Annotated in this window: 11 protein-coding genes; 6 read left to right on the forward strand and 5 right to left on the reverse strand. The window is 67.6% G+C overall.

The features are described 5' to 3' along the window. From ACEOAB_RS16455 to ACEOAB_RS16480, 6 genes are all read left to right on the forward strand, one after another. Positions 1-768, forward strand: a complete 768-nt coding sequence (locus ACEOAB_RS16455; RefSeq protein WP_413750454.1) for a class II aldolase/adducin family protein — start codon at positions 1-3, stop codon at positions 766-768. A gap of 55 nt (positions 769-823) precedes the next feature. Further along, positions 824-1750: a LysR family transcriptional regulator gene (locus tag ACEOAB_RS16460; protein ID WP_007834918.1), complete on the forward strand. Its 927-nt coding sequence runs from the start codon at positions 824-826 to the stop codon at positions 1748-1750. A 77-nt stretch (positions 1751-1827) separates the two neighbouring features. Then, on the forward strand, positions 1828-3255 hold the full coding sequence (gene tcuA / locus ACEOAB_RS16465; RefSeq protein WP_413751053.1) for an FAD-dependent tricarballylate dehydrogenase TcuA: 1428 nt from the start codon (positions 1828-1830) through the stop codon (positions 3253-3255). After that, positions 3239-4471, forward strand: a complete 1233-nt coding sequence (gene tcuB, locus ACEOAB_RS16470) for a tricarballylate utilization 4Fe-4S protein TcuB (RefSeq protein WP_495652971.1) — start codon at positions 3239-3241, stop codon at positions 4469-4471. Before tcuA ends, tcuB begins: the two co-directional genes overlap by 17 nt. 47 nt (positions 4472-4518) lie before the next feature. After that, entirely contained in the window at positions 4519-5487 is a 969-nt protein-coding gene (locus tag ACEOAB_RS16475; protein WP_413751055.1) for a Bug family tripartite tricarboxylate transporter substrate binding protein, read from the forward strand. Between the two features lie 85 nt (positions 5488-5572). Further along, a complete protein-coding gene (locus tag ACEOAB_RS16480) occupies positions 5573-7876 on the forward strand; it encodes a glycoside hydrolase family 3 N-terminal domain-containing protein (RefSeq protein WP_056592188.1) in 2304 nt (767 codons plus the stop codon). Positions 7877-7918: 42 nt separating this feature from the next. Here the strand turns inward: ACEOAB_RS16480 and ACEOAB_RS16485 are convergent, their stop codons facing one another. From ACEOAB_RS16485 to urtE, 5 genes are all read right to left on the reverse strand, one after another. Further along, positions 7919-9214, reverse strand: a complete 1296-nt coding sequence (locus ACEOAB_RS16485; RefSeq protein WP_413751223.1) for an aspartate carbamoyltransferase — start codon at positions 9212-9214, stop codon at positions 7919-7921. Between the two features lie 108 nt (positions 9215-9322). Beyond that, complete coding sequence (locus tag ACEOAB_RS16490; protein ID WP_056592174.1) at positions 9323-9673, reverse strand: hypothetical protein; 351 nt, start codon at positions 9671-9673, stop codon at positions 9323-9325. Positions 9674-9802: 129 nt separating this feature from the next. Then, positions 9803-10144, reverse strand: coding sequence for a zinc ribbon domain-containing protein (locus tag ACEOAB_RS16495; RefSeq protein WP_056592171.1), 342 nt, complete (start codon positions 10142-10144; stop codon positions 9803-9805). An 8-nt stretch (positions 10145-10152) separates the two neighbouring features. Further along, positions 10153-11385, reverse strand: coding sequence for a formamidase (fmdA, locus tag ACEOAB_RS16500; protein ID WP_413751326.1), 1233 nt, complete (start codon positions 11383-11385; stop codon positions 10153-10155). Between the two features lie 35 nt (positions 11386-11420). After that, positions 11421-12110 (reverse strand): urea ABC transporter ATP-binding subunit UrtE, encoded by a 690-nt coding sequence (urtE, locus tag ACEOAB_RS16505; RefSeq protein WP_056594302.1) that lies wholly within the window; start codon positions 12108-12110, stop codon positions 11421-11423. Between the last annotated feature and the right edge of the window lie 211 nt (positions 12111-12321).

Raw genomic sequence — 12321 nt, forward strand, 5'->3', positions numbered from 1 at the left:
ATGAACGCCGCCACCCAACCCGAAATCCAGAAACTCGTCTCCGCCGAGGAATGGCAGTTGCGCGTCGACCTCGCCGCCTGCTACCGCCTCGTGGCGCTGTACGGCTGGAGCGACCTGGTGTTCACGCACATCAGCGCACGCATCCCCGGTCCGGAGCACCACTTCCTGATCAACCCCTACGGCCTGATGTTCGACGAGATCACCGCGTCGAGCCTGGTGAAGGTCGACCAGCAGTGCAACAAGATCATCGACTCACCCTACCCCGTGAACCCGGCCGGCTTCGTGATCCACAGCGCCGTGCATGCCGCGCGCGAAGACATCCAGTGCGTGCTGCACACCCACACCAAGGCCGGCATTGCCGTGAGTGCGCAGAAAAACGGCGTGCTGCCCATCAGCCAGCAGTCGACCTTCGTGCTGGCCTCGCTGGCCTACCACGACTACGAAGGCGTGGCCTTCCGCGACGACGAGAAGCCGCGCCTGCAGGCCGACATGGGGAGCGCCAACTTCCTCATGCTGCGCAACCATGGCCTGCTGACCTGCGGCAAGACCATCGCCGACGCCTTCCTCTCGATGTACACCTTCGAGAACACTTGCCAGATCCAGATCGCGGCGCAGTCCGGCGGCACCGAACTCACGCAGGTGAACCCCAAGATCGTCGAGGGCGTGGGCCAGGCAATGAAGGTGCAGACCGGCGGCATGGGCGGCCAGTTCGTCTGGCCTTCGCTGATCCGCAAGCTCGACCGCATCGACGACAGCTACAAACAATAAGACGCGCGTCGCCCGCTGTTTTCGCGGCCGACGGCGCCTGCGCGATGATCGGGCGATGGAACTCCGGCAACTGCGCTACTTCGTCAAGGTCTGCGAGCTGCGCAGCATGGGCCGCGCGGCGGTCGAGCTGGGCGTGGTCACGTCGGCTCTGAGCCAGCAGATCAGCCGGCTCGAAAGTGAACTCTCGACGCGGCTGCTGCGCCGCCATTCGACCGGCGTCATGCCCACCGACGCGGGCCTGGCCTTCCTGCACCAGGCGCAGCTCACGTTGCGCCACGCCGACGACGCCGTGCGCGCCGCCCAGCAGGCGCGCCTGTCGGGCCATGTGAGCGTGGGCCTGGCGCCCACCACCGCCACCGTGCTGGGCGTGCCGCTGATGCAGGCCATGCAGGCGCGTTATCCGGAGGTGCGCCTGCACATGGTCGAGGCGCTGTCGGGCCACCTCACGACGATGCTGCACGCGCGCCAGCTCGACCTGGCCGTGCTGTTCCAGACCGACACGCCGCGGCGCTGGAGCGTAGCGCCGCTGCTGGCCGAAAAGCTCTTCGTGATCGCCTCGCCCACGCTGTCACCGCGCCCCACCGGTGCGAAGGTGCGACTGTCGCAGCTGGCCGAGGTGCCGCTGATCCTGCCCAGCGGCAGCCACGGCCTGCGCGCCACGCTGATGGCCGCCTTTGCGCGGGCGCGCGTGGCGCCGCGCATCGTGGCGGAGGTCGACGGCCTCGCGCTGCTGATGGACGCTGTGCGCGCCGGCCACGGCGCCACCATCCAGCCCGGCGCCGCCACGGCGCGGCACGACCGCGACGATCTCGTGCTCACGCAGATTTCCGATGCGCACGTGGGCCGGCGCAACCTGCTCGTGAGCCTGTCAGACGATGAACTCTCGCCCGCCGCGCTGGCCGCGCGCGTGGTGGTGGCCGAGACCGCGCGCACGCTGGTGCGCGAAGGCCGTTGGGCCGGCGCAAGTCTTCTCGATCACTGAACACCTGTTGCTTCTTTCGGCCTTTCGCGTGAAGGCTACGCTCCCTAAAGTCTCCTGCATTCCAAGGAGACCCACGAGTGATAGACGTACTGGTTGTCGGTGGCGGCAATGCCGCGCTGTGCGCCGCGCTGATGGCGCGCGAGGCCGGCGCTTCGGTGCTGCTGCTGGAGGCTTCGCCCAAAGAATGGCGCGGCGGCAATTCGCAGCACACCCGCAACCTGCGCTGCATGCACGACGCGCCGCAGGATGTGCTGGTCGATGCCTACCCTGAAGAGGAGTATTGGCAAGACCTGCTGAAGGTGACCGGCGGCCTCACCGACGAGCACCTGGCGCGGCTGGTGATCCGCGCCTCGTCGAACTGCCGCGACTGGATGCGCAGCCACGGCGTGCATTTCCAGCCGCCGCTGTCGGGCGCGCTGCACGTGGCGCGCACCAATGCCTTCTTCATGGGCGGCGGCAAGGCGCTCGTCAACGCCTACTACCGCAGCGCCGAAAGGCTGGGCGTGCAGATCCGCTACGACACGCCCGTAGCGTCGGTCGAACTCGACGGTGACCGCTTCGTCGCCGTGCGCACCGAAGCCGGCGAGCGGATCGCGGCGAAGAGCTGCGTGCTGGCCTCGGGCGGTTTCGAGTCGAACCGCGAATGGCTGCGCGAAGCGTGGGGCCGAAACGAGCGCGGCGAATGGCCGGCCGACAACTTCCTGATCCGCGGCACGCGCTTCAACCAGGGCGTGCTGCTCAAGCACATGATCGATGCGGGCGCCGACAGCATCGGCGATCCATCACAGGGCCACATGGTGGCCATCGACGCGCGCGCGCCGCTGTACGACGGCGGCATCTGCACGCGCATCGATTGCGTGTCGCTCGGCGTGGTGGTCAACCGCGACGCACAACGCTTCTACGACGAAGGCGAAGACTTCTGGCCCAAGCGCTATGCAATCTGGGGCCGGCTCGTGGCGCAGCAGCCGGGGCAGATCGCTTGGTCCGTCATCGACCAACAGGCGGTGGGCCGCTTCATGCCGCCGGTGTTCAGCGGCACACAGGCGAACTCGCTCGGCGAACTCGCGCAGAAGCTCGGCCTGGACGAAGCCGCCTTCGTTCGCACCGTGCAGGACTACAACGCCGCCTGCCGCGTCGGCCGCTTCGACCACACCGCGCTGGACGACTGCCACACCGAAGGCCTCGCACCCGCCAAGACGCACTGGGCGCGGCCGATCGACACCGCGCCCTTCTACGCCTATCCCGTGCGCCCCGGCATCACCTTCACGTATCTCGGCCTGAAGGTGGACGAGACCGCCGCCGTGCGCTTCGGCGGCCGGCCGAGCCCCAACCTCTTCGTGGCCGGCGAAATGATGGCCGGCAACGTGCTGGGCAAGGGCTACACGGCCGGCGTCGGCATGAGCATCGGCACGGCCTTCGGGCGCATCGCCGGCACGCAGGCGGCGAACGCTGCAAAGAACATTTCAACGCAATCCCCGGAGGCCGCCCTTGCAGCAGCTCACTGACCTTGTTGCACGCGCCCGTGCCGATGCCGACGGCATCGGCGGCAGCCCCGCGTCGCGCGTGATCCCGATCCAGCCCGCCCTGCCGCTGACCGCGTCCGAAGGCGAGGTCGCGCGCATCCTGCAGATCTGCAACGCCTGCCGCTACTGCGAAGGCTTCTGCGCCGTGTTCCCCGCGATGACGCGTCGACTCGAGTTCGGCAAGGCCGACACACACTACCTCGCGAACCTCTGCCACAACTGCGGTTCGTGCCTGCATGCCTGCCAGTACGCGCCGCCGCACGAGTTCGCGGTGAACGTGCCGCAGGCGATGGCGCAGGTGCGACTGCAGACCTACCACGACTACGCCTGGCCGCCCGTGATGGGCGCTCTCTACAAGAAGGCCGGGCTCACCGTCGCGCTCGCACTGGCGGGCGGGCTGGCGCTGTTCCTCGTGCTGGCCGTGGCGATGTCGGGCTCGCTGCTGCACGACCCGCTTGCGGGCAACTTCTACGCGATCTTTCCGCACAACTTCCTCGCCTTGGTGTTCGGCGCGGTGTTCCTCTTCGTGATGTGCGCGCTGGCTATGGGCACGCGCCGCTTCTGGCGCGAGGTGTCGCCCGCGAACGATCCGGGCAATGCCCCCGACCTGCCGGGCGTGCGCCGCGCGGCCGGCGCCGAGGCCGCGCACGACGCGCTGCGCCTGAAGTACCTGGGCGGCGGCCACGGCGAGGGCTGCAACAACGACGACGACCGCTTCACCCTCTGGCGCCGGCGCTTCCATCACTTCACCTTCTACGGCTTCATGCTGTGCTTCGCCTCGACCTGCGTGGCGACGCTCTATCACTACCTGTTCGACCTGCACGCGCCCTACGCGCTCACGAGCCTGCCGGTGCTGCTGGGCACCGCGGGCGGCGTTGGCCTCGCGATCGGCCCCGTCGGCCTGCTGTGGCTGAACCTGCGTCGCCACGCCGCGCACGGCGACGCGGCGCAGCGGCCGATGGACCGCGGCTTCATCGCGCTGCTGCTGCTCACGAGCCTCACCGGCCTGGCATTGCTGGCCTGGCGCGACACCCGCTTCATGGCGCTGCTGCTCGCGGTGCACCTGGGCGTGGTGATGGCGCTCTTTCTCACACTGCCCTACGGCAAGTTCGCGCACGGCATCTTCCGCTGCGCGGCGCTGCTGAAGTTCGCCATCGAGAAGCGCCTGCCGAGCCGGCTGCGGCTGGGCGCGGACTGACCGACCCGACTCCTGCCATTTCACAACAACACCGAGACCTCACGACCATGAACCGACGCACCTTCCTTCGCACCACCATCGCCGCGTTGATGCTCGCCAGCGGCGCGGCATCCGCCGCCGACTGGCCGACGAAACCCATCACGCTCGTCGTTCCCTTCGTGGCCGGGGGTACCACCGACATCGTCGCGCGCACCATCGGCCAGAAGCTCTCCGAATCGCTCAAGCAGCCGGTGATCGTCGACAACCGCGGCGGCGCGGGCGGCACCGTGGGCGCGACCATCGCGTCGAAGGCGCCGGCCGATGGCTACACGCTGTTCCTCGCCACCATTGCACACGCGATCGCGCCGGGCCTCTACAAGAAGCTCGCCTATGACTTCCAGCGCGACTTCGATCCCGTCGCGCTCGCAGCGTCCACGCCCAACGTGCTGATCGTCAACGAGAAGGTGCCCGCCAGGACGGTGGCCGAACTCGTCGCGTACATCAAGGCCAACCCCGGCAAGGTCAACTTCGGCTCGGCCGGCAACGGCAGCACCGAGCACATCTCGGGCGAACTGTTCCGCTCGATGACGAAGACCGACATCGTGCACGTGCCCTACAAGGGCGGCGCGCCGATGATGGCCGATCTGATGGGCGGCCAGATCCAGATGGCCATCGAGACCAGCCCCTCGGCTTCGCCGCATATCCGCGCCGGCAAGGTGCATGCGCTGGCCGTGACAACGAAGACGCGCGCGCCCGCCTACCCCGGCGTGCCCACGCTCGACGAGGCCGGCCTCAAGGGCTACGACATGACGACGTGGTTCGCGCTCATGGCGCCGCACGGCACGCCGCCCGAGATCGTGCAGCGCCTGAACACCGAACTCGCCCGCGCGCTGCAACAGCCCGATGTGATCAAACGTTTCGAGGAACAGGGTGTAACGGCCGGCAACATGAAGCCTACGGAACTGGCCAACTTCATCGGCACCGAGACGACCAAGTGGGTCAAAGTGGCGAAGGAAGCCGGCGCCACCGCCGAGTAAGCGGGCCGGCTCGGACAAGCCCCTACGGCCAGGGCGGAAACCCGCTGGCCGGGGCCGGCGTGCGTTGTCTGCAGAATAGAGGGCCATGCACGTTCGAAAAGCTGCGGTTCCCGCCCTCGTCCTCCTCCTTTCCGCACTCTCCCTCCCCGCCCTGCTTCCCCCCGCCACCGCGGCGGCCGCTCCCAAGGACCTTCAACCCTCCCGCTCGCCCGACGCCGCCGAGGCCCGCATCGAGTCCCTCATCGCCCGCATGACGGTGCAGGAGAAGGCCGGCCAGCTGAGCCTGTACGGCCCGGCTGACATCGACACCCCCAACAACCCGCAGGCCGGCTCGCGCAATGCGCAGCAGGAAACCGCCGACGTGCGCGCCGGCCGCCTCACCGGCCTGTTCAACAACGCTGGCCTCGAGAGCAAGCGGCGGCTGCAGCAGATGGCGGTAAGCGAGTCGCGCCTGGGCATTCCGCTGATCTTCGGCGCCGACGTGATCCACGGCTTTCGCACCATGTTCCCGATGCCGCTGGCCGAGGCGTCGAGCTGGGAGCCCGCGCTCGCCGAGCGCACCGCGCGCGCCGCGGCGGTCGAAGCCACGGCTGACGGCTTCCGCTGGACTTTCGCGCCGATGGTCGATGTCGCGCGCGACGCGCGCTGGGGCCGCGGCCTCGAAGGCGCGGGCGAAGACGCGTATCTCTCCAGGCAGTTCGCCGCCGCGCGCGTGCGCGGCTTCCAGGGCCCCGACCTCTCGCGGCCCGACGCCATGCTGGCCACGCCCAAGCACTTCGCGGCCTACGGCGCGGCCGAGGGCGGACTCGACTACAGCGTGAGCGACATCTCCGAGCGCACGCTGCGCGAGGTGTACCTGCCGCCCTTCCGCGCGGCATTGGACGCGGGCGCGCTGTCGATCATGAGCGCCTTCAACGAGATCGGCGGCGTGCCCTCCACCGCCAACCCCGCGCTGCTCACGGGCGTGCTGCGCGACGAATGGAAGTTCAAGGGCTTCGTGGTGTCCGACTACACGGCCGACGAGGAACTGGTGGAGCACGGCTACGCCGCCAACCCGCGCGAAGCGGCCAGACAGGCCTTCATGGCCGGCACCGACGTGAGCATGCAGAGCGGCCTGTACGCGCGCTACCTGCCCGAGCTGGTGGCTTCGGGCGAAGTGCCGATGGCACGGCTCGACGACGCGGTGCGCCGCGTGCTGCGCGTGAAGCAGAGGCTCGGCCTGTTCGACGACCCCATGCGCGGCCTCGACGGCCCACCTGCCGCGCAACGCACCGAGAACCCCGAATTCATCGCGCTGGCCCGGGAGAGCGCGCGCCGCTCCATCGTGATGCTGAAGAACGAGCGCGCGCTGCTGCCGCTGTCCAAGGCCGGCACGAAGATCGCGCTGATCGGCCCCTTCGCCGAGGGCACTGTCGATCTGATGGGCGCCTGGAGCCTGTCCCCGGGCCAGTCGGCGCCGGTGGGCGTCGACCAGGGCCTGCGCGCGGCACTGGGGGCCGATTCGTCGGTGAACGTCGTGCGCGGCTCGGGCATCGAGTCGGCGCTGCCCGGCGGCATCGACGCCGCGGTGGCCGCCGCGCGCGATGCCGACGTGGTGCTGCTGGCCATCGGCGAGAGCCAGAAGATGTCGGGCGAGGCGCGCTCGCGCACCGACATCGGCTTGCCGCAGGCGCAGCAGGACCTGGCCGAAGCCGTGGCCGCCACCGGCAAGCCGGTGGTCGTGCTGCTGAGCAACGGCCGCGCGATGGCGCTCAAGGGTGCGGTGCGCGATGCGCGCGCCATCCTCGTCACGTGGTTCCTGGGCGTGCAGACCGGCAACGCGATCGCCGACGTGGTGTTCGGCGACTTCAATCCCTCGGGCCGCCTGCCCGTGAGCTTTCCGCAGACGGCGGGACAGGTGCCCTACTACTACGGCCACAAGCGCACCGGCCGCCCCTCGCCCGAGAACGCACCGGGCACGGCCTTCAGGACCCGCTACCTGGACGCGACCAACGAAGCGCTCTACCCCTTCGGCTTCGGCATCGGCTATGCACCGGTGCACTACGACGGCGTGGAGCTGAGTTCGGAGCGCCTGCCGCTGTCGGGCACGCTGCGCGTGCGCGCCACCGTCAGCAACACCGGCCAGCGCGAGGCCGAGGAAGTGGTGCAGCTCTACATCGCCCAGCGCGCCGCCAGCGTGACCCGGCCCGTGCGCGAGCTCAAGGAATTCCGCAAGGTCGACATTGCGCCCGGCGCATCGACGGTCGTCGAGTTCGCACTCACGGCCGACGACCTGGCATTCGTCGGCCGCGACATGAAGCCGGCCGTGGAACCCGGCGATTTCGATCTCTGGGTGGGGCCTTCGGCCGCGGGCGGCATTCGCAAGCAGTTCGCTCTCACGCGGGAGTGAAGCTGTCGACGCCCGTCAGGGGCAGTGCGTCGTGCGGCAGTTTCAGTCAAGCCCGTGGAACACGCTGTCGTCCGGCCCGATGTGCGAGGGCGGCGTCCAGGCGGCGTCGCGCATCGAGCGGCTCACGAGCTTTTCCACGCCCAGCAGCGTGGCGAAGATCGCCATGCGCACCGGGATGCCGTTGTCGGTCTGGCGGAAGATGGCTAGGCGCGGGTCGTTGTTCAGGTCGACGCTGAGGTCGTGCGAGCCGGGGCGGCTGTCGCGCGGCAGCGGGTGCATCACCACCACATCGGGCTTGCAGGCCGACTCGACGAGCGCGCGGTTGATCTCGAAGGCGTTGTCGAAGCCTTCCAGCACTTCGTCGTGCGCGAAGCGTTCCTTCTGGATGCGCGTGGCGTAGATGATGTCGGCGACGGCCAGCGCCTGCGCGGGCGTGGCGGCGGTCTCGACCACGTGGCCGTTGCGGCTCACGGCGTCCACGATTTCCGCCGGCATCGCGAGCGAGGGCGGCGAGATGAGCGTGAACTTCAGCCCCTTGTACAGAGCGAGCAGCTTGATGAGCGAGTGCACGGTTCGCCCGTATTTCAGGTCGCCGACCATGGCGATGTGCGCACCGTCCACCAGCTTGCCCAGGCGCGAGAACTCGCGCTGAATGGTGTACAGGTCTAGCAGCGCCTGGCTCGGATGCTCGCCGGGTCCGTCGCCGCCGTTGATGACCGGCACGTTGGTGGCGCGTGCGAACTCCGCCACCGAGCCCTGCTCCGGATGCCGCACCACGATGGCGTCGACATAGCCGCTGATCACGCGGCTGGTGTCATAGATCGATTCGCCCTTGGCCATCGACGAGAAGGTGAAGCCGGTGGTGTCGCACACCGAGCCGCCCAGCCGGCAGAACGCCGCACCGAAGCTCACACGCGTGCGCGTGCTGGCCTCGAAGAAAAGGTTGGCGAGTACGGCGCCTTCGAGCACGCGGCTGACCTTGCGCCGCCGCGCGATGGGCTGCATGACATCGGCCAGCTGGAACAGCTCGTCGATGGCGTCGCGATTGAACTGGCTGACCGAGAGCAGGTGGTGCGCGCCCTCGACCGCCATCGACTTGCGAAAGGCGCCTTCATATGCGCTTTGCGTATATTCACTGCGTCGACCGTCCGAAGCCAGGATTTCGCTCACGAAGCGGCGAGCGACCTCGGGCATGGCCCTGAATTCGTTGGATTCATCGGGAAGCAGCCAGGCGTCGAGCGCTCTTCTTCGGCTGCCGATGCGCTCGGCGAAAGCGTCGCGCGTCATGTTGAGTTGACGCATCGCGTCGCGGAGGAGCACCTGTTGCGGCATGTTCATGGACCGCAAATATATACTCAATGCGTATACTTGAAAAGCACAGGCGAAAAAAACGGGCCCGAGGCCCGTTTTTGTCTTGCGCACACCCGCAGGTGTCGCGGCTTTGGCTTACAGGCCGGCCTGGCGCGTGAACGACACGCTGGGCTTCTTGTAGGCTTGCGGCACTTCGTCGCGGTAGAACGCGCGGCGATCGAGGCTGGCCAGCGGGTCGTGAGCCTTGGCAACGGCTTCGGCTTGCACGGTCGCGCGGTTGGCGGTCGACGTGAAGGTCTGTGCGCCAGCGCTAGAGGCATCGGCGTACTCGTTGCCAGCGCGTGCGGCGGCAGCGGCTTGCGGTGCGACTTCGGCGCGGCTGACAGAAGAGTTCACGACGTGCACGCCGTCGTAGGTTTCTGCATGGGCTCCGGCAGCGGCCAGGAGCGAGAGAGCAGCAGCAGCGAGGATCTTCGAGGCATTCATTTCAATCTCCTTCAGGTGGTTGGTTGGTGAGGAGAAGTTTGATCCTGAAAAGCCTCGGAAAACGCCGGCAAAAGGAACCACGGCGTTCACGGGATTGAAACAATCGAGCCCTTGAAAAACAGCCGGTCTTCAGTGGCTGATCATCCACGGTCGCCGTGACGGCGCGGACTTGGCCCCGCTCGGCGCCGTCACCGTCGCGCCTCGTTTGCCCGAGCCGCAGCAGCCGCACCCCGCCGGATGCTTGAAGCGCGCATAGTCGCGCGAGCTGCCCGGCTCGTGCCGCGCGCGCTCGTTGGTTTCCATGGCGCGGCGCGTGCCCGAGGCCATCAGCGCGAGCCGCGGCGCGGCCGACAGCACGCGCGGCGAAGCGCATCTGCAATCGGGGCACGCAGCCGGCTCGTCGCGCAGGCCTGAGGGCCGCAACGCCTCGAAGCCGCCGCACTGCCCGCAGGCATAGTCGTAGGTCGGCATGGCTGGCTTCAGCGCAGGTCGTGCGACAGCGGCATGTCGATGCTGCCGTCGATGAACTTTACCGGGCCCGATGCGTTCGGGTTGATGTCGAAGTCGAAGATGCCCGTGGGCAGCCACAGCGTGGCGCACGAGTTGGGCACGTCGACCACCCCGCTGATGTGGCCCTGTACCGGCGCCGTGCCCAGGATCGAATAGGCCTGCGCAGCCGAGTAGCCGAACTTCTTCAGGTACTCGATGGCGTTCAGGCAGGCCTGGCGGTAGGCCACGTTCACGTCGAGGTAGTGCTGCTTGCCGCTCTCGTCGACGGAGATGCCTTCGAAGATCAGGTAGTCGTTGTACTGCGGCGTGATTGGGCTGGGCTTGAAGATCGGGTTCTTGATCCCGTACTTGGCCATGCCGCCCTTGATGAGCGTGACCTTCATGTGCACCCAGCCGGCCATCTCGATGGCACCGCAGAAGGTGATCTCGCCGTCGCCCTGGCTGAAGTGCAGGTCGCCCACGCTCAGGCCCGCGCCGTCGACGTACACGGGGAAGAACACCTTCGAACCGCGCGACAAATCCTTGATGTCGCAGTTGCCGCCGTGCTCGCGTGGCGGCACGGTGCGCGCGCCTTCGGCGGCGGCCTTGGCGCGGGCTTCACCGGTCATCTTGCCCATGTGGGCAGTGCCTGCAAACGGCGGGTTCGCGAGGCCGGGCACGCGCTCCGGATCGGTGGCGATGAGGGCCTTCTCGCGCTCGTTCCACATGTCGAGCATGGGCTTGTCGGGCAGGCAGCCGATCAGGCCGGGGTGGATCAGCCCCGCGAAGTTCACGCCCGGAACGTGGCGCGAACTGGTGAACATGCCCTTGAAGTCCCAGATCGATTTCTGCGCTTCGGGAAAGTGGTCGGTCAGGAAACCGCCGCCGTTCTTCTTCGAGAAGAAACCGTTGAAGCCCCAGAGGCTGTCCTGCTTGGCGCCGATGTCGAGCAGATCGACCACCAGCAGGTCGCCGGGCTCCGCGCCCTTCACGCCCACGGGGCCCGAGAGGTAGTGCACGGTGCTCAGGTCGATGTCGCGCACATCGTCGGCGCTGTCGTTGTTCTTGATGAAGCCGCCGGTCCAGTCGAAAGTCTCGAGGATGAAGTCGTCGCCCGGGTTGACCCAGCAGGCCATCGGAATGTCCGGATGCCAGCGGTTGTGGATGTTCTCGTTCTCGACGGGCGACTTGGTCAGGTCGACCTTGATCAGCGTGTCAGTCATGTGCAGTGGCTCCTGGTTGGGTTGGTGTGGTCAGGTCAAACGGAGAGATAGGCCTTGATGTGGTCGACATCGGTCTTGTCGCGCGCGGTCTCGTGCACTAGCCGGCCGCCTTCGATGACGAAGAGCCTGTCGGCCACATCCATCGCGAAACTGAGCACCTGCTCGGACACGACGATGGTGATGCCGCGCAGCTTGCGGATCTCGTTGAGCGCCTTGGCGATGTCCTTGATGATCGAAGGCTGGATACCTTCCGTGGGCTCGTCGAGCAGCAGCACCTTGGGGTCGGTGACGAGGGCGCGCGCAATCGCCAGCTGCTGCTGCTGGCCGCCGGAGAGGTTGCCGCCTTTGCGGCTCTTCATGTCCCACAGCACGGGGAACAGCGCGTAGATTTCCTCGGGGATGCGGCGGGTCTTCGAGTTCTCCAGGCCGGTCTGGATGTTCTCCTCCACCGTGAGCGTCGGAAAGATCATCCGGCCCTGCGGTACGTAGGCGATGCCCTTGGCGACGCGGCGAAAGCTCTCGTCGCGCGACACGTCCTTGCCTGCTACCTCGATGCGCCCGCTCTTCAAGGGCAAGATTCCCATCAGGCCCTTGAACAGAGTGGTCTTGCCCATGCCGTTGCGGCCCATGATGGCGATGGTTTCGTTGGCATGGCCCTCGAACGAGATGCCGTGCAGGGCCTCGCTCTGGCCATAGGCTACGTGCAGGTCTTCGACCTTCAGCATGATGTTGCTCATGTTTTTTATTTCCGGGTTTTGACGTTCTTGGCGAGTGCGCAGGCCACCGGGTACTCCCCTCCGCGAATGTCCCCCGGCCTTCGGCCTCCTCCTTTATTTCGCTGCGGGGAGCACCCGGCGCCCTGCGCACGATGGACGCAGCGCTTGTGCTGGCCGATCAACGAGTGCTCTGAACGATCACGTCGATGGTGGGCTTCTT

It is taken from the genome of Variovorax sp. Varisp53 (genome assembly GCF_059491555.1).

Bases quoted from the DNA above. Each gene is read 5' to 3' on its own strand.
- ACEOAB_RS16480 (WP_056592188.1), top strand. From the start codon at position 5,573: ATGCACGTTCGAAAAGCTGCGGTTCCCGCCCTCGTCCTCCTCCTTTCC.
- urtE (WP_056594302.1), bottom strand. From the start codon at position 12,110: ATGCTGAAGGTCGAAGACCTGCACGTAGCCTATGGCCAGAGCGAGGCC.
- fmdA (WP_413751326.1), bottom strand. From the start codon at position 11,385: ATGACTGACACGCTGATCAAGGTCGACCTGACCAAGTCGCCCGTCGAG.
- ACEOAB_RS16490 (WP_056592174.1), bottom strand. From the start codon at position 9,673: ATGAATGCCTCGAAGATCCTCGCTGCTGCTGCTCTCTCGCTCCTGGCC.
- ACEOAB_RS16495 (WP_056592171.1), bottom strand. From the start codon at position 10,144: ATGCCGACCTACGACTATGCCTGCGGGCAGTGCGGCGGCTTCGAGGCG.
- ACEOAB_RS16460 (WP_007834918.1), top strand. From the start codon at position 824: ATGGAACTCCGGCAACTGCGCTACTTCGTCAAGGTCTGCGAGCTGCGC.
- ACEOAB_RS16475 (WP_413751055.1), top strand. From the start codon at position 4,519: ATGAACCGACGCACCTTCCTTCGCACCACCATCGCCGCGTTGATGCTC.
- ACEOAB_RS16455 (WP_413750454.1), top strand. From the start codon at position 1: ATGAACGCCGCCACCCAACCCGAAATCCAGAAACTCGTCTCCGCCGAG.
- ACEOAB_RS16485 (WP_413751223.1), bottom strand. From the start codon at position 9,214: ATGAACATGCCGCAACAGGTGCTCCTCCGCGACGCGATGCGTCAACTC.